The organism is Kutzneria sp. CA-103260, from assembly GCF_018263855.1.
In the GTDB taxonomy this organism is placed as follows: Bacteria; Actinomycetota; Actinomycetes; order Mycobacteriales; family Pseudonocardiaceae; genus Kutzneria.
Window position 1 is genome coordinate 1,660,372 of sequence record NZ_CP073318.1, and the last position, 16,518, is coordinate 1,676,889.

A 16,518-nucleotide genomic window follows, 5' to 3' on the forward strand; every position below is an offset into this window, starting at 1 on the left:
CCGCAGGGTGGGTGGGTTCGGCAGATCGCTGGGCTGCGTGGCCCTTCGGCTGGGCAGGTTCGGCGGATCGCTGAACTGGCTGGGCAGGTCCGGCGGCCTGCTTGGTTGCCCGGTCCGCCGATCGACCGCCCTTGGCGGACTTCCGAGTAGCCGGTTGCGCCGGCTTGGCGGATCGCTGAGCGGCCTGGATTGCCGGTTCGGCGGCCGAATGGGCCGCAGAGTGTGTGGATGCCGGCTCGGCGGGGTGGACGGTCGGCCGGGTCGGCCGGAGCGTTGACCGGACGGCCCGGGCCACTCGCTGAATCGCCTGCGTCGCCGACTGAAAGGCGCGGGTCGGCAAATGAACGGCCTGGACTGCCGAGTGGGTGGGCTGCGCCGCAGGCAAGGTGGAGCGGGGCACCAGTGGGGAGGACTGGACCGCCGGTGGAACCGAAGGGCCCGCCGGCGAAACCGAAGGGGCTGTCGGATGGACGGCCGAGGGCTGGGTGGCTCGGGTGTCCGGAAGGGTCGGCTGGAGCGCGGGCTGGATGGCGCGAGCCGCCAGTGGGGCAACGTCGCGAGTCGGTCCGGCACTCTCGCCCGGCAGTGGCGCTGCCTTGCCTGTTGGTCGGACAAACGTTCCTGCCGGCGACGCTGACTGGCTTGTTGCCTGGCCAATGTCGCCCACCTTGCCGGTCGGCCGGGCACTCTCGCCCGCGTGCGGGGCAGAATCGGTTGTCAGTGGGGCAGCCTTGCCCGCGAGCGGGGCGGCCTTGCTCGTTGGATGGGCACCCGCCAGTGGAGCGACTTCACGTTTCGGTGCGGCGGGCTGGTCCGTTGGGTGAGTGGCCGAGAGTTGAGTGTCCGGCAGCGTCGGCTGGATGGCTTGGGCCGCGGGGACAACGGGCTGGTCGGCCGGGTCGGCGGTCGAGCGCTGGATGGGATGGGCGCCCGCCGCCGGCTGACTGGTCGGCACTGGGCGAGAGGTCACGAGCGGGGGAGCGGGTGGGGCGACCGGCCGCTGCACGGTGGGAAGGCGGCGGGCGGGGGGAAGGGGAACCTCGATCGGAGCCGGCTCAGCCAGAAGCCGCATGGGGAGGGCGGAGTCGGCGACGACCCGGACCACGCCGTCGACCCGGCCGGAGGGGGCGGCGGGGGTGACGGCGTGGCCGAGACCGCTGGTGAGGGAAGGGTTCTGCCAGGTGGCGAGGGAGCCGGTGAAGGCCGAGCCCAGGGTGGACGGGGAAGGGGTGATGACCCCGGCCATGGGGGAGACCCGGGGCCACTCCCGCCGTGGCGGCGGGGGAGGGGAAGGCGCCCCAGAAGGAAGGGGATTGCGAGGGGAAGCTTTGCGGAAGAGCCGCCGCCACAAGGGAATCACCTGCCTTCGCGGGCTCGGAGGTTGATGTCGGAGATGTGTTGGACCCAGCGTCGGCGCTCATGGTGTTCGAGGTCGAGGATCTCGGCGCGGGGCCAGTGGAAGTGATAGGCGACGTACGCGATCTCCTCGTGCAGCTGGTCGACCGCGTACGTCACGATTCCCCCAGGCGGCCGCCGGCGATGTCGACCTCGAAGCTGGAGCCGCACGACGGGCACTGCATCGCGGCCCGGGTGTGGCCCTCGCTGTTGACACGCCGGTAGAACTCCTGGAGGAAGGCGATGTCGGTGGCGTACATCTGCTCGACGAGCCCGGGATGGATGTCGGTGAGCGTGCCGAGGCGGGTGATGACCTGGGCCAGCAGAACCACGCTGAGATAGGCGGGGTTCTCCTTGACCCGGATGTCGATCTGCGGGCGCAGCTCGTCCCGGGCGGTGGCCAGCCGCATCCGGCCGGTGCGGTGCAGGGTGCCGTCGGAGTGCAGGTAGCCCCGGGGGAGCTCGAACTCGAACTCGGTCTGGAGGTCCGAAGTGGACGGTTCAGCGGCCGGCTCCGGGCGGTCGCGGGCCAGTTCGTCCAGCTCCCGCAGGGACGTGATCTGGCGCCTCATTCGATCTCGATCCGCTCGAAGGTGACGGTGGCCTTCTCCTCGGCGCCGGCGGACTGGGAGGCGCTGAGGCTGGGCCCCTCCCACTTGCTGACCCAGGCGTCGAACAGCTGCATGCGGCGCACGGTCTTGCCGTCGGGATCCATGATCTCGATGGTCAGGTTCTGCCGGGCCGAGTCGACGTCGCCATTGAGGGTCTTCTTGATCCAGTCGCTGAACGCGTTGCTCGGGTCCATGCCGCGGGTGATGGTCACCTCCCCGCCCTTGTGCGCCCCGGGCTGCTTCTTGTTCATCGGCTTGCCCTGCGCCGACACCTGCATGGTCTCGACCACGTCCTGCTCGACGACCAGGCCGCTGATCTCCTTCACGGACTCCACGGTCACGCCGCCGAGCTGGACGCCGAACCGGTGCGTGGCAAGGGTGTCTCCGGTGGCCATGGTGCCAACCGTCCTTTCGCGACTACTCGTTGATCAGGCTGGTGCTGTCCGAGAACTGGGACAGCCGGAACACCACGAACTCGGCCGGCTTCACCGGCGACACACCGATCTCGCAGACCACCTGGCCCAGGTCGATGGACTCCTGGGGATTGTTCTCCCGGTCGCACTTGACGTAGAACGCCTCGTCGGGGGTGCGGCCGAACAGCGCCCCGGCCCGCCACTGCTCGGTGAGGAAAGCGCTGATGTTGCGGCGGATGCTGGACCACAGCCGGTCGTCGTTGGGCTCGAACACCACCCACTGGGTGCCGACCAGGATCGACTCCTCCAGGAAGTTGAACAGCCGCCGCACGTTCAGGTACCGCCACGCCGGATCCGAGGCCAGGGTGCGGGCGCCCCAGATCCGGATGCCGCGGCCGGGGAACGGCCGGATGCAGTTGACGCCAATGGGGTTGAGCAGATCCTGCTCGCCCTTGCTCAGCGACAGCTCCAGGTCCACGGCGCCGCGGATGACCTCGTTGGCGGGCGCCTTGTGCACGCCGCGCTCGGTGTCGCTGCGGGCCCACACACCGGCGACGTGCCCGCTGGGCGGCACCATCCGGTTGCGGCCGGACGCCGGGTCGAACACTGAGATCCACGGGTAATACAGTGCGGAGTAACGGGAATCGTAGCCGGCCTCGTCCATCCGCCAGTCCCGGACCTGCTGCGCGTTCAGCCCCGGCGGCGCGTCCAGCACGGCGACCCGGTCGCCCATCTGCTCGCAGTGGGAGATCACGGCCAACTGCACGGTGCGCACGGCCTCGGCGTCGATCAGGCCACGCTGGTAGGCGCTCATCAGGTCGGGCACCGCGACCATGGTGACCGCGTCGATGGTCTCCAGGCCGCCGAAGCCGGTCCGGTCGGCGAGGCCGCCGACGTACTCGGCGGGGTCGAACCGGCCCTTGGCCGCGGGCGTGGCCGGCAGTTGCGGCGCGGCCGGCACGGTGACGGTCTGCTTGTCCGGCCGGGCCAGCGGCCCGTCCGGCTGCTCGGTGACCTGGATCAGCTTGGACCGCTCGTTGACCTGGGTGACGACGTAGCCGCGGACGTTCCGCCGCGTCGACACGTCGAAGGTCTCCGTGACCTGCCCGCCCTGGCTCACCTGGAGCCGGAACCGGTCCTCGGGCGGGTTCTCCCCGTCCACGTCGGTGACCTCAACGGTCACGTCGGCGCTGGTGGCCGGCAGCGCGGCGATGGTCAGCGCCCCCAACTGCACCGGCGTGGGCGCGGGCCGCTCGACGGGGACGGCGGCCCCGTCGCGCGGCCCGCCCACGCGCACGATGTACGCGCTGCCGCCGCCGTTGGCGAAGTAGCCGTACACGGCGTGACCGAGGTGGTTGTCCGCGTCGAAGCCGCCGAACGTGCGGGCGTACTGGTCCCAGTTGGTGACCAGCGTCGGCTGGTGGAACGGCCCCTGCCCGGCGAAGCCGACGAAGGCGGCCACGGCGGTGCCGACTCCCTCGATCGGCCGGGCGCCGGACTGGACCTCCTCCACGTAGACGCCTGGCGAGAGATAGGACGGCATGCTCGCTCCTTCGTCGACCCGGATTGGCTCGGTCTCCAGCATCGCCGCAACGGTGGGAACAGGGCAGGTTCCGCCGTCCCGCGCCCGGGGCAGCGCCGTTGCCTGTCCGGACACCCTCAGTGAGCGGAGACTGCACCCGGCGTTGCCCGGACTGAACCTCACCCCAGGCCCGCGAACTCGTCGGGCCGGACCAGGCGACCCAGCTTGCGGTACTCCTGCTGCACGGCGGAAACGAGGTCGGCCATGGTCACCGGGCGGTCGGCGGCGGCGGCGAGGTAGGCCGCCGTCACGGCGCAGGAGCGGATGGAGCCGCCGGAGAGTTCGAAGCGGGCGGCGCACAGGGCAAGGTCGACGTCGGGGGAGCGGGGCAGGGAAGGGCCGAGACAGCGGTCCCAGAGGGAGAGGCGCTGGGCCTGGTCGGGCACGGGGAAGTCGGTGATGACGTCGAGGCGCCGGGTGAAGGCGTCGTCGAGGTTGGCCCGCAGGTTGGTGGTGAGCACGGCGATGCCGTCGAAGGACTCCATGCGCTGCAACAGGAAGGCCGATTCGAGGTTGGCGTAGCGGTCGTGCGCGTCCTGGACGGCCGAGCGTTTGCCGAAGATGGCGTCGGCCTCGTCGAACAGGAGCACGCCCTGCACGCCGGCGGCTTCGGTGAAGATGCGGTCGAGGTTCTTCTCGGTCTCGCCGACGTACTTGTCGACGACGGTGGCCAGGTCGACGACGTAGAGGTCCATGCCGAGCTCGGCGGCGACGACCTCGGCGGCGAGGGTCTTGCCGGTGCCCGATTCGCCGGCGAACAATGCGGTGACGCCACGCCCGCGCCCGCCGCCGGGACGCATCCGCCAGCGGCCGAGCACGGTGTCCCGGTGCCGGGCCCGGGCGATCACGTCGGTCAGGCCACGGCGAGTGGGCTCGGGCACGACGAGATCGGCCCAGCCGACGGCGGGGGCGATGCGCCGGGCCAGCCGTTCGAGGCCGGTTCCGTTGTGGCTCAACACCCCGGCCCGAAGGTCGGCCAAAGACAGCGGCCGCCCGGCGGCCCGGGCCCGTTGCGCGGCGATCCGGGCGGCGGCGGTGATCTGGTCGGGACCGAGCCGATAACTGGACAGGGCCACGGCCAACTCCTCAGAGCCCACGGCGTCCAGCCATCGCCCGAGCCGGGCCGCGGTGTCGTCGGGGGCGATGGACACCGTGAGCGGGGATTCCCTAGCCCACAATGGATCCCAGGCCTGTCGCCCGTACATGACCAACGGCACGTGCCGGGCCAGGTCGGTGATGGAACGCAGTAGCGGAACGGCAGATTCGACCGGCCCCAAGGCGATGCCGGCACCGCGCAGGCGGGCTTCCCGGGCCAGCACGGGAAGCGCCTCCAGGTCGATGGCATTGGCGTCGACGACGAGCGCGGGCCGGCCGGTGAAGGCCGCGGCGGCCGCTCCGGGCCAGCCGTCCCGCAGGTACACGAACGGAATGCCGGCGGCCAGCGCGTCGGCGGCGAACATGGCCTCGGGCAAGGGATCCGGCTTCACGACGGCGGCGATGCCGGCCAGTCGGGCGTCGGGCTCGTCGTGGCCGAGCAGATGGCCGACGACCCGGTCCGGCACCCGGAGCACCCGCGACAGCGCCGGCCGGTCCTGGTCGTGGATCTCCAACAGCCCGGCGTCGATCAGCGGCGATCCCGGGGCCAGCCGGAACCGCGCCGGCCCGGTGGTCGGAAGTCCTTGCAGCTCAAGGGCCAGCCGCAGGGTGGGGCGGCGCTGGGTCACGTCGTCGTTGAGATAGCCGTACAGCCGCTCGAACCGGAAGTCCAGCTCCGGGGCCAGCGCCAGCACGAGGAACGCGACATCCAGCGGATCCAGGCGGAACGCCTCGGCCAACGAGGCCAGCCGGGCGTCCAGGTCGGGCAGTGGCGTCAAGTCCTCGACGAATCGGCCGGCCTGGTCGTCGCTGACGTAGAGGCCCCGGTACGGGTCGTCGGGATTGGGGTCGCCGGCCCGCCGCGCCGTCACCGCTCGCCGAACCTGATCCTCCACAGTGGACAGATAGGTCACAGGTGGCCGCCGCGGCGTCGCATGATGCCGGCCTGGGGCCGTGGCCGGCTCGACGAGAAACCCTGGCCCTGAGCGGTGGTCGGGCCGTCGTAGCGCATCCGCCGGCCCTGTCCGTCCACGGGATTGGTCTGCACGACCACGCCTTCGGTCACCGGCGGACCCGCCTCCTCCCGTTCGCCGCTCAGCGGCGCGGTCAGCTGGAGGCTGATCGACGGCTTGAGTTGCCCGCCAAGGGAATGCCAGATGTCGGACGTCGACGCGCTGCCCTCGGCGGCCGGCGCGGCCACGTCGATCAGCACCGCCAGCCCGAGCTCGGCCAGCGACCCGGTCAGCCACTCCCGCCGCAGCTGGTCGTGCCGGGACACGCCTCGAAGCACGTCCGACAGCAGTCGGTGCTCGTCGGTCGGTCGGGCGGTCCACGCGGTCAGCAGGTACGACAACCGGTACCAGCGCGGCGGTGTCCGCCAACCGGCGACGGTGCCGTCGGCGTTGTGTTCGGCCAGTTGGCCGCTGGCCCGCCGGGACAGGTCCTCGCGCAGGTCGTACAGGAACACGTTCACCGTCGGCACGGTGCGCTTGGCCGCCCACTCCGTGGTCGGCGCGTCGAACACCAGCTCGGTGTTCTCGCTGGGCAGCCCGGAGTCGGCCAGCAGCAGCCGCAGCCCCTCGTCCACCTCGTGGATCACGGTCGTCTCCTAGTGCCGGGTGATCATGGACGGCGGGCCGATCGTGCCGGCCACCACCAGGAACGGCGTCACCGCCGGGGCGAAGCCGGGGCCGGTCGCGGTGATGGTGCGCGGCCCGGTCTCGTCCTTGGCCAGGATCAGCAGCTGGGCGATGAAGGTCCCGTCAGCGCTGGGTTTGGTCGGCGCGGCGGAGGCGGTGATGCCCGGCTTCCACGTCAGCACGACCGGCACACCCGGTGGGAAGTCGGTGCCGCGCACGGTGGTCACGAAGCCCGGCTTGCCGATCGCCGGCACGGCGACGATTTTCGGCTGCAACACTCGCAACGTGGCTTCGCCGCTGGTCGGGTCGCCGTTGGCGGCCGTCAGCGTGGCCGTGATCGTCGACGTCCCCGGCGCGGCCGGGGCCAGCACGACCTGAATCACCACCGTCGCCCCTGGCGTGAGGTCTGGCAGCGCACACTCGGTCGGCGTACAGCCCGGGGGCAACACGGCGACAGGCATGCCGGTGGGCAGCCCAAGAGTCAATCGAGGCCCGATGACGGCGGCATTGCCGCTGTTCGTGGCCGTGTACTGGACGGTCGCACGGCCGCCCACATAGGCCGGATCAGGCGTCGCCACAACGGAAACACCGGGCTGAGTGGCGGTCGGCGCGGGCGGCGGTGGCGGTGGCGCGGAAGGCGCGGCGACCACCGGAACCACGGTCTGCGCGAAGCCGGAGCCGGGGGTCGTGTCGAGCACGACGCCGGTGACGGCCCAGCTAATGGCTTGGTTGCCCGGCACGAGCCCGGTCACCGTCCCGGTGATCGTCACGGAGTCGCCGGAAGGGATCACTCCCAGGTCGCACACCAGCCCAGCGACGTCACAACTTCCTTGGGCCGGCGTCAGTTTGTCGAGCTTCAACCCGGCGGGCACGGCGACAGTCACGGTGGCTCCGCTGGGTGCCGGCCCCTGATTGGTGACGGTGGCAGTCACGGAAGTCTCCGAGCCGACCGGCAGCGGCGGCGTGTTCGGCTGGGCCGTCAAGGTCACGTGCGCGTTGGCCTGCCACGTCGGCTCTTTCTGCCGGCCCGGCATGGCCTGCGTCAACGAGGTCAGCACACCGGTGGCCGGGTCGAACAGGGTCAGCATCTCCGGCGAGTTCAGGTCGGCGGACCGCCGCGTGGTCAGCACCATTCGCCTGCCGTCCGGGGAAAACGCCACATCCCGGGGCTGGTACGGCCCGTTCGCAGCGGCGACCGGTCCGGCGCAGGAGCCGCCGGCCGGCAGCAGCACCCGGCACGACGTGTCGGCCAGGGTGACCTGGAGCAGGCCGTCGGTCTCCCGGTTGAACACCAGGCTGTGGCCGTCCGGCGCGAACACCGGGCTGTCGTCGGTGACCCGGCAGCCGGCCGCGCACACCGCCGCGGTCAGGTCCCGCTGCTGGTCCAGCGCGGCCAGGCTGGTGAGCATGATGTGTTGGTCGCGCGGTTGCCCGTCTGGGCCGCCGGCCACGGTGCCGCGGCTGAACGCCAACTGCTTGCCGTCCGGGGAGAACGCCGGCTGATCGTCATCCACGTCGGCGTTGTTGGCGATCCGGGCGACGATCTCGCCGGTGGCCACCTTGACCACGATGATCCGGCTCGGGCCGCCGGTGCGGTTGATCCCGCCGGGCGAGCGCCGAGCCAGGGCGATCATGGTGCCGTCGGGGGACCATTCCGCGTCGGTCTCCCAGTCGCCGGGCTGGCGGTCGGCGATCGGCAGCAGGTGGGCGTGCGAGCCGTCCGGGTCGCTGATCCAGATCTGCTCCGAGGCGTTGCCGTTGGTGTCGCGCACGAACCGGCTCGCCGCCAGCTGCCGGCCGTCGGGGGAGAAGGTCTGCCGGATCGTCCACGGATCGAAGCGGGGATCCGGGGCGAACAGGTACTTGTTGTCGGTGGCGGCCCGGGGATCCTCGGTGAGCACGACCGTGCCGAGATCCCGCGGGTCGGAGCCGTCCGGGCGAATGTCCTGCAACGAAGCCACGTTCGGGCTGGCCTGGGTGGTGCGGGCGACCACCAGGTGGGTGCCGGCCTGGTCCACCAGCCAGGTCGGCGAGTCCACGTTCCGGTTCTCGCCCAGCAACAGGTCGGCCTGCTCCCCGGCGCAGCGGCAGGAAATCACGTACGCCTGGGCGAACTTCGCGGCGGTGTCGCTGACAAAAAGCAGGCCGTTGCCGTCCGGCTGCCACGCCGGCGACCAGCTCCGCCAGCCGGCCTGATCCCCGCTGAGCACGGTGGCGCCGGGGGTCAGGCGAAGGCTGTCGGTGCCGTCGTTCTCCAGCACGTAGGCGATCTGGTTGCGGTGGCCGTCGTCGTCGAGCGGATTCCACGCCGGCTGGATCGCCGCGCCCGCCGGCTCGTTGGTGAGCTGGGTGGCGGCCCCGCCGTCGACCGGGCGCGCGAAGATCTGCGCGCGGCCGGTCACGGTGCTGGAAAAGGCAATGCGTTGGCCGTCAGGGGAAAACGTCGGCCAGACCTCGGCGGCGTCGCCGTCGGTGAGCCGCCGCAGCCCGGTGCCGTCGGTGTGCACCAGCCAGATCGCGTTGCCGGAATCGAAGGCGACCAGCTGGCGATCAGGGGACAGCTGCGGGTGCGCGGCGTTCATGGCGGTGGTGAGCCGCTTCACCGCGCCGGTGGCGTCCCGCAGATACACCTGCGGTTTCGCTTCGTCACGGAGGCTGGTGAACACCATCATGTCGCCGCGGGCGGCCGGGTCGTCGTCCAGGTGCGCGGGACCGCCGCCGAACAGCGGCTGCGACGGTTGCGGCTGGTTCTTGACGGGATTGGTCACTTCGCCGAGGCTGCGGTGCGCCGTGCCGGCGTAGGCGATCCGCCCCGACGGGGCCGAGGTCGCCGCGGCGGCCGGCGCGTTCTCCAGCGATGGCACCGAGATCGCCGACACCGCGACCAGGACGGCCGCGACCGCGGCGATCCCACCGGGTGCGAACCGTCGGGCTCCGGACACAATCCACCTCCATGCGACTGCCTGCCCGGCCATCGTGCGGCGAAGCCGATGGCCGTAGGCAGGGTCGCGCGGGCACCGCGCGGGGAAGTCCCGACCGGTGGATCGGGCACGCTCAGATCAGCCCGCTGCGCATCGCGTAGCCCACCGCGTGCGCCCGGTTGCGCAGCCGCAGCCGGGTGTTGATCTCCGAGAGCACGTTCTTGATGGTGCGCTCGGAGTACGACAACTTGCCGGCGATCTCGTTGGTGTCAAAGCCTTCTGACACCAGCCGCAGCACGTCGGTCTCGCGCGCGGACAGCGTCGACAGCGTGACCCCACCCGGATCCAGCGACGACCGGTGCAGCTGCCCGACGTGATCGAGCAGCTGCCCCAGCACATCGCCGGGCAGCACCCCCTCACCCCGGGCCACCGCTGTGACCACCGACACCAGCCGGTCCCCGGTGGCCTCGCTGCGGCGGATCACCGCCGCCACCCCGCACTCGATGGCCGTCCGCAGCGCGGGCGCCTCGAACCGGCCAACCACCAGCGCGGTGCGGGAACCCTTGCCCTGGCGCAGCTTTCGCAGCAGCCGTACAGTGTCGTCCCCGATCTGGTCGACGACCACGAGCGTGACCGCGGCCCGGGTCTCCTCGCCCGGGGCTACCATCTCCACCTCGGGGCGCGGCCGGAGCTGGTGCGCGATTCCGGCCCGCAGCACCGGGTCCTCCGCGTAGGTCGCCACCGTAACCCTGACACCCATGATCCGTTTCCCTCCTGCCGGGGCTATGGCGCCCCCGGCGCGTAGGGCAGAAGCCCCTGCCCCGTCGGGACATCGGGTCTGCCGGGCGATTGCCCGCCGTTACCTGCCTGATAAAGGGCCCACGCGCTTAGCGTTGGGCCCGTGACGACTTCACCGGAACTGGACTTTGCCTCCGTCGTCGTCGCCCCGGGCGACACCGAGACGACGAGCCTCACCGTTCGCAACGACAGCGAGATCGTGGAGGCCTACACGTTCGAAGTGGTGGGCCCGTGCGCGCCGTGGACCGCGGTGGAGCCGGAGCGGCTCTCGCTGTATCCCGGCACTTCGGGGACGGTCGCCGTGCGGCTGAGCCCGCCCCGGTCGCCCGAGGTGCGGGCCGGGGAGTTGCCGCTGGCGGTGCGGGTGCTGCCCGCGGAGCGTCCCGAGCTGGCGACGGTCCCCGAGACCACGGTGACCATCGCGCCGTACGGGCAGCTCGACGCGGTGCTGGAGCCCCAGCGCCGGCGCACCTGGTGGCGCGGCGGGCGGTTCAGTGTGCGGCTGGCCAACCGGGGCAACACGCCGATCTCGGTCGCCCTCGACGCCAATGACGCCGGCGAGGAGCTGCGCTACCGCGGCATCGCGTCGAGCACCGCCCTGGAACCGGGTGAGGAAGCCGAGGCCCCGCTGCGGGTCCGCCGCACCAAGCCGATGTGGTTCGGCAAGTCGGTGACCACGCCGTTCCACGTCGTGGCCACGCCGACGAGCGACCCTCAGCTCGACCAGAGCGCCAAGGAGCTGGACGGCGAACTCGTCCAGATGGCCGTGCTGCCGCGCTGGCTGCTGGCCCTGCTGGCGTTGTTGCTGGCCCTGCTGCTGTTCTGGCTGACCCTGGTTCGCCCGGCGGTGGACAGCGCGGCCAAGCAGGCCGCCGACGACGCCGTGCAGCAGAAGGTGCAGTCCGGGCAGCTCGCGCCGGGTCCGTCGGCGACCAACGCGCCCAAGGGCCAGCCCGGCGGCGGTCAGCCGGCCGGCAGTCCCGAGCCGGGGGTGAGCAGCGGCGGGGCGGGGGTCCAGCACTCGGCGACCATCCAGGTGACCACCGCGGGCGGCGGCCACACCACCCAGGCCTACACGGTGCCGGACAAGAAGCTGTTCCGCGTGACCGACCTGGTGCTGGCCAACTTCCAGGGTGACGTCGGCGTGCTGACCGTGTCCTTCGGCCCGCAGGTGATCACCACCATCGCCCTGGAGACCTTCCGCAACCAGGACTACCACTGGGTCACGCCGATCCAGGTGCCGGCCGGCGCCACGGTCAGCGCTGACGTGACTTGCGCCACGCCCGGCACGCCGGCCACCGGCAAGCAGGCCAGCGGCTGCGCGGAGGTGCTCAACGTCAGCGGCGAGCTGGTCGACCAGCCCAAATGACGGCACACTCCCGCTATGCATGGTTCCCACCTCTCGCGCTGACTGTACGTAGCCAAGCACTGCGGGTGGTGTGGCCGCCATGGTCGTGGACGAGCGGTGGGGTTTCCCCCCACGAAGCGCGCGATCGGCCGATCGGGTGACGCCGGTGGTCTACTGAGGACGGTATTCCGCCGGCGTCGCACCGTACTGCCGGGCGGTCCGGCATCTGCGCGCTGCGTCTGTGGACTTACCGGGTGGCAGCGTCCAGCGCGGTCCGGATGACGTCGGCCGAAGCCGGCGTGGCCTGGGCAGTCGCGAGGTCCATGGAGCCACCCGAGTACGGCGGGCCGTAGACGGGAGTGCCGGGCTGGGAGCGCCAGCTGTCGGCGAGCGTGCCGTAGGCCACGGCGTCGTACCCGAGGATGTCCAGGAGTTCGGTGGCGTGGGCGACGGCGGCCGGGGCGTCGCCGGCGATCGGCAGCGCGGTGCGGTCCGGTGCGCCCTTCGCCCGGCCGAGGACGGCCAGGTGGCCGAAGTAGATGTTGTTGAACGCCTTGACCACGTTGGCGTCCGGGATGTGGGCCTGGAGCAGCTGGGCGTCGGTGCTCGCGCCCTCCTTGAGCGCGGGGATGTCGCCGTCGCGGCCCGGGTAGTAGTTGCCGGTGTCGATGACCGTCTTGCCGGCCAGCGGCGCCACCGGCACCTGGTCGACGGCCCGCAGTGGGATGGTCACCACCACCCAGTCCCCGGCCGCCGCGGCCTGCTCCGGGGTGGCCGCCCGGGCCTTCGGACCGAGCTCGGCAACCAGGTCCTTCAGGGTCTCGGGGCCGCGGGAGTTGCTGAGCACCACGTCCAGGCCGGCGTCCACGGCCAGCCGGGCCAGGGTGCTGCCGATGTGTCCGCTGCCGATCAGTCCAAGAGTCGCCATACAGGGGTCAAGCTCCGGCCCGGGCGATCTATTCCGAGGTGTGTGGCAGGATCCCTCGCGTGGTGGATGGGCCGGTGGTGGAGACGGGCTCTGGTCGGGTCGAAGGACTGGACCTCGGCGACGTGAAGGCGTTCAAGGGCATTCCGTACGCCGCCGCGCCGCGGTTCGGGGTACCGGCGCCGGTTCCGGGCTGGGAGGGCACCCGTCCCGCCGTGGAGTTCGGGCCGGCCGCCCCGCAACTCGCGCCCGCGCCGGGTGCGCCGCCGGTGTGGCGGCCGGGTGATGGCCTGGATTGCCTGTCGCTCAACATATGGAGCCCGGACCTCGGCGCTGCTGGACTGCCGGTGATGGTGTGGATCCACGGCGGGCTGTGGAAGCACGGGTCCTCGCGTATGCCGCAGTACGACGGTGCTGTGCTGGCCCGGTCCGGGGTTGTGGTGGTCACCATCAACTACCGGCTCGGCTTCGAGGGATTCGGCCACATCGACGGCACGGCCGACAATCGCGGCCTGCGCGACCAGATCGCGGCGTTGGAGTGGGTGCGGGCGAACATCGCGGGCTTCGGCGGGGATCCTTTCACTGTCACGGTGTTCGGCCAGTCGGCGGGTGCGGCGTCGATCGCTTTCCTGATGTCGGCGACGAAGGGCCTGTTCCGGCGGGCGATCGCCCAGAGCATTCCCGCTGGCCACCGATCCCCGGCCGAAGCCGCTGATGTCACGGCGACCATCGCGCGGGCGGCCGGCGTCGAGCCAACGTGGGATGGGCTCGCGGCACTGCCGCCCGAGGCAATCCTTGCCGTGCAAGACACTCCGGTGCGCGAGGGGTTCACGGCGTTCGGTCCCGTGGTCGACGGCGAGCTGGTGACCGGGCCGCCGTGGGCGTCGACCGATCGTGATGTGGATCTTGTGTGTGGCTACACCCGTGAGGAATACCGTGGCCAGGGGCAACCCGCTCCACCCGGCGTGGATCTTGCCGTCGTGGCTTCTTCTGTTGGCCTGACCGGGGAAGCGGCCGAGGACTATCGCCAGGGCTTCGACGATCCGTTCACCGCGATGCTGTCCGATGCCCTGGTTCGGATGCCGACCGTCCGGGTGGCCGAGGCGCACGGACGGAGTTGGGTGTACGAACTGGCCTGGGCCAGCCCCGGGTTGGGGGCCGGCCACGGCGTGGACATCCCTCTGGTGTTCGGGATTCCCGAGACCCGGTTCGCCGGCCGGTATCTCGGTTCGCCGCCGCCGGCCTCGTTCGGACCGCTGTCCGCGCAGATCCGTCGCGCCTGGACGGCTTTCGCCGCCACCGGCGACCCCGGCTGGCCCCGTTACGGGGCGGAGCGCCGGACCCGGATCTGGGACGTTGAGCCGCGAGACGTCGACGACCCGCTCGCGGCCTCGCGCCGCATCTGGTCAGTGCCCGTGGAAGGCCTCGGCTAGCCACCACGAGCCGCCGTCGTTGGTGATCTTCGCGTCGATCACCAACGACGTGTCCCGTGGCCCGTCAAGCCAGTCCTGCACGGGTTTCAGGTCGTCGACCGTCCGCACGGTCAGGCCCGCACAGCCGAAGCCGCGGGCGATGGCGGCGATGTCGGTGGGCGGGAAGGTGACGGTGCCGTGGTCGCCGTCGAAGTGGTGCACCTCCGCGCCGTAGGCGGCGTCGTTGTAGATGATCACCACCAGCGGCAGCCCGAGCCGGACGGCGGTCTCCAGCTCGCCGGCGGCCATGTGGAAGCCGCCGTCGCCGAGGGCCGCCACCGGCAGCCGGTCAGGTTGGGCGACGGCAGCGCCGATGGCCGTGGCCAACCCGAGGCCGATGGACTGGAACGCCTGCGTGAAGCAGAATCCGAACTCGTCGGGCACGCTCAGGTAGGCGCTGGGATAGCCCATGAAGTTGCCGGAGTCCACGGCGACGACCCGCTCGGCCGGCAGAATTCGGTCCAGTTCCAGGGAAAGCGTGCGGGGGTCGATGAGGTCGGCGGTGGACTCGTCGGTGAAGTCGGCGGCGGTCCAGCGGACGTGGGCGGCGATCCGCTCCCGGAGCTCGGGGGAGCGGTAGCCGGCTTGCGGGCTGAGGCCGGCCAGCACCGCGCGGGCCGTGGCGGCGGTGTCGCCGACCACGCCGACGTCGATTCTCCGGTGCGCGCCAAGCGCTTCCTCGTCCAGGTCGACCTGCGCCAACCGGGCGTCGGGGCCGAGCAGCTTGCCGTGGCGGGTCGTCCACCGGTTGAGCGCGCAGCCCCAACCGACAACCAGGTCGGCGTCCCGGATCAGCTCGGCGGTCAGCGGCGACGCGAAGCCACCGGAAATGTTGAGGGACCAAGGGCTGTCGTGGAACAGACCGTGTGCGACGGCCGAGGTGGCCAGCAGCGCGCCGCAGGCCTCGGCCAGGTCGGCGATCTCCCTCCCGGCGGCGCGAGCGCCCCGACCGGCGATGAACACCGGTCGTTGAGCGCCGGCGATCAGCGCCGTCAATGCCGTGACATCGGGTGCTGTGACGGCGGGAAGTGCTGGTGGCGTAACGGGTTCGAACGCGGGGACCGCCATGACCTGGACGTCCAGCGGCAGGTTGAGCACGACGGTGCGGCGTTCGACCAGGGCTGTCCGGTAGGCGCGGATCGTGTCGGCGACAGCGGTTTCGGGGCTGTGGACGCGCTCGGGGATCGCGCCGACCGCGCGGGCCAGCGCATCCTGATCGATGCGGAAGTTGTTGAGGGGATCGGAATCCGGCGTGTCCGCGGTGAGGACGATCAGCGGCGTCCGGCTCTTGGCCGCCTCGCCGATGCCCGTGACGGCGTTGGTCAGCCCACAGCCCTGGTGGGTCGTGACGATCCCGACCCGGTTGCTCATGCGGGCGCAGGCGTCGGCCGCCGTGGCGGCGCACCCCTCGTGCCGGGTGGCGTGAAACGGGACGCCACCGGCCCGGAGCGCATTGGTGACGTGGAAGTTCCCGCTGCCGACGACCCCGAACGCCGGGCCGGCGCCCAACTGGGCCAGCACCCGGCCCACCGCCTCGGCGACGATCACGACCGCTCCACCAGGGCGTAGACGCGGGCCGGGCTGCCCGAGCCGCCGACGATCGGCAGCGGCGACACCACCAGCACACTCCCGGTCGGCGGCAGCTGCGCCAGATTCCGCAGCTGCGTCAGCCCGCACTTGCCGGAACCCAGGAGCCGGTCGTGGCAGGGGAACATCGGCTCCATGCCGGCCGCCTGGCCCGCGTCCGTGCCGACGGTCTCCACCCCGAAGCCGGCGATCGGCGCCTCGTCGGCCAGCCACTGCGCGCACTCCGCCGACACGCCCGGGGTGTGCGTGTCGTTGAGAAAATCGTCCTGGTCGCCGGAGCGCGCGTCCCAGCCGGTGCGGTAGAGCAGCCAGCCACCGTCCGGCAGCGGACCGTGCTCCCGCTCCCAGGCTCGGATGTCGTCGACGCCCAGCAGGAAATCCGGGTTCTGCGCGACCTTGGCCGAGGCGTCCAGCACCGCCGCCGGGGCGACGAACGTGCTCAGCGGGATCTGGTCCACGCTCGCGCCGTCCTTACCGGACAGCCAGTGATTCGGGGCGTCGACGTGCGTGCCCACGTGCTCGCCGGTGTGGATGTCGTTCCAGTACCAGCGGGGGCCGCGCTCGTCGTAGCGGCTGATCTCCTCCAGCCGGAAGCTCGTTGTGTTGGAGAACGGCGGCGGCAGCTGCAACACCGGTGTGCTCGCCGAGAGCGGCGCCGTCAGGTCGAGCACCTCGACGGCGCCGGACCGCAACGCGGACAGCAGGCCGGCCAGCACAGGCATGGGAACCTC

Annotated in this window: 13 protein-coding genes; 2 read left to right on the forward strand and 11 right to left on the reverse strand. The window is 71.6% G+C overall.

Features of this window, described 5'->3' with window-relative positions; genetic code table 11:
* Positions 1 to 1,356 precede the first annotated feature (1,356 nt).
* The 8 genes from JJ691_RS07375 to JJ691_RS07410 all read right to left on the reverse strand — a co-directional run bounded on the left by JJ691_RS07375 (position 1,357) and on the right by JJ691_RS07410 (position 10,417).
* On the reverse strand, positions 1,357 to 1,515 hold the full coding sequence (locus JJ691_RS07375; RefSeq protein ID WP_211768036.1) for a DUF6760 family protein: 159 nt from the start codon (positions 1,513 to 1,515) through the stop codon (positions 1,357 to 1,359).
* Complete coding sequence (locus tag JJ691_RS07380; RefSeq protein ID WP_211768037.1) at positions 1,512 to 1,967, reverse strand: hypothetical protein; 456 nt, start codon at positions 1,965 to 1,967, stop codon at positions 1,512 to 1,514. The genes JJ691_RS07375 and JJ691_RS07380 overlap by 4 nt, the downstream gene beginning before the upstream one ends.
* The gene (locus JJ691_RS07385) at positions 1,964 to 2,401 is read right to left on the reverse strand and encodes a phage tail protein (protein ID WP_211768038.1); all 438 of its coding nucleotides are present in this window, start codon (positions 2,399 to 2,401) and stop codon (positions 1,964 to 1,966) included. Before JJ691_RS07385 ends, JJ691_RS07380 begins: the two co-directional genes overlap by 4 nt.
* A 22-nt stretch (positions 2,402 to 2,423) precedes the next feature.
* Positions 2,424 to 3,962 (reverse strand): phage tail sheath family protein, encoded by a 1,539-nt coding sequence (locus tag JJ691_RS07390; RefSeq protein WP_211768039.1) that lies wholly within the window; start codon positions 3,960 to 3,962, stop codon positions 2,424 to 2,426.
* Positions 3,963 to 4,120: 158 nt separating this feature from the next.
* Positions 4,121 to 5,992, reverse strand: a complete 1,872-nt coding sequence (locus tag JJ691_RS07395) for an ATP-binding protein (protein ID WP_306291355.1) — start codon at positions 5,990 to 5,992, stop codon at positions 4,121 to 4,123.
* 14 nt (positions 5,993 to 6,006) lie between these two features.
* Positions 6,007 to 6,696 (reverse strand): DUF4255 domain-containing protein, encoded by a 690-nt coding sequence (locus JJ691_RS07400; RefSeq protein WP_211768041.1) that lies wholly within the window; start codon positions 6,694 to 6,696, stop codon positions 6,007 to 6,009.
* A 9-nt stretch (positions 6,697 to 6,705) separates the two neighbouring features.
* Positions 6,706 to 9,678 carry a hypothetical protein gene (locus JJ691_RS07405; RefSeq protein WP_249227755.1) on the reverse strand — a complete coding sequence of 991 codons (2,973 nt, stop codon included), beginning with the start codon at positions 9,676 to 9,678 and terminating at the stop codon, positions 6,706 to 6,708.
* A 112-nt stretch (positions 9,679 to 9,790) separates the two neighbouring features.
* Positions 9,791 to 10,417 (reverse strand): helix-turn-helix transcriptional regulator, encoded by a 627-nt coding sequence (locus JJ691_RS07410; RefSeq protein ID WP_211768043.1) that lies wholly within the window; start codon positions 10,415 to 10,417, stop codon positions 9,791 to 9,793.
* Between the two features lie 141 nt (positions 10,418 to 10,558).
* On the opposite strand from JJ691_RS07410, the gene JJ691_RS07415 reads away from it, so the two are divergent.
* Positions 10,559 to 11,824, forward strand: coding sequence for a COG1470 family protein (locus tag JJ691_RS07415; RefSeq protein WP_211768044.1), 1,266 nt, complete (start codon positions 10,559 to 10,561; stop codon positions 11,822 to 11,824).
* A 226-nt stretch (positions 11,825 to 12,050) separates the two neighbouring features.
* Here the strand turns inward: JJ691_RS07415 and JJ691_RS07420 are convergent, their stop codons facing one another.
* A complete protein-coding gene (locus JJ691_RS07420) occupies positions 12,051 to 12,731 on the reverse strand; it encodes an NADPH-dependent F420 reductase (protein WP_211768045.1) in 681 nt (226 codons plus the stop codon).
* Positions 12,732 to 12,790: 59 nt separating this feature from the next.
* Here JJ691_RS07420 and JJ691_RS07425 point away from each other — a divergent pair, with 59 nt between their 5' ends.
* Positions 12,791 to 14,161, forward strand: a complete 1,371-nt coding sequence (locus JJ691_RS07425; protein WP_211768046.1) for a carboxylesterase/lipase family protein — start codon at positions 12,791 to 12,793, stop codon at positions 14,159 to 14,161.
* Here the strand turns inward: JJ691_RS07425 and JJ691_RS07430 are convergent.
* Together JJ691_RS07430 and JJ691_RS07435 are read right to left on the reverse strand one after the other, a co-directional pair.
* Complete coding sequence (locus JJ691_RS07430; RefSeq protein ID WP_211768047.1) at positions 14,135 to 15,748, reverse strand: thiamine pyrophosphate-binding protein; 1,614 nt, start codon at positions 15,746 to 15,748, stop codon at positions 14,135 to 14,137. The genes JJ691_RS07425 and JJ691_RS07430 overlap by 27 nt on opposite strands.
* Complete coding sequence (locus JJ691_RS07435) at positions 15,745 to 16,509, reverse strand: cyclase family protein (protein WP_211768048.1); 765 nt, start codon at positions 16,507 to 16,509, stop codon at positions 15,745 to 15,747. Before JJ691_RS07435 ends, JJ691_RS07430 begins: the two co-directional genes overlap by 4 nt.
* Between the last annotated feature and the right edge of the window lie 9 nt (positions 16,510 to 16,518).

Excerpts from the sequence above, each read along its gene's own strand:
- JJ691_RS07380 (WP_211768037.1), bottom strand. The coding sequence starts at position 1,967 with ATGAGGCGCCAGATCACGTCCCTGCGGGAGCTGGACGAACTGGCCCGC.
- JJ691_RS07385 (WP_211768038.1), bottom strand. The coding sequence starts at position 2,401 with ATGGCCACCGGAGACACCCTTGCCACGCACCGGTTCGGCGTCCAGCTC.
- JJ691_RS07390 (WP_211768039.1), bottom strand. The coding sequence starts at position 3,962 with ATGCCGTCCTATCTCTCGCCAGGCGTCTACGTGGAGGAGGTCCAGTCC.
- JJ691_RS07410 (WP_211768043.1), bottom strand. The coding sequence starts at position 10,417 with ATGGGTGTCAGGGTTACGGTGGCGACCTACGCGGAGGACCCGGTGCTG.
- JJ691_RS07420 (WP_211768045.1), bottom strand. The coding sequence starts at position 12,731 with ATGGCGACTCTTGGACTGATCGGCAGCGGACACATCGGCAGCACCCTG.
- JJ691_RS07435 (WP_211768048.1), bottom strand. The coding sequence starts at position 16,509 with ATGCCTGTGCTGGCCGGCCTGCTGTCCGCGTTGCGGTCCGGCGCCGTC.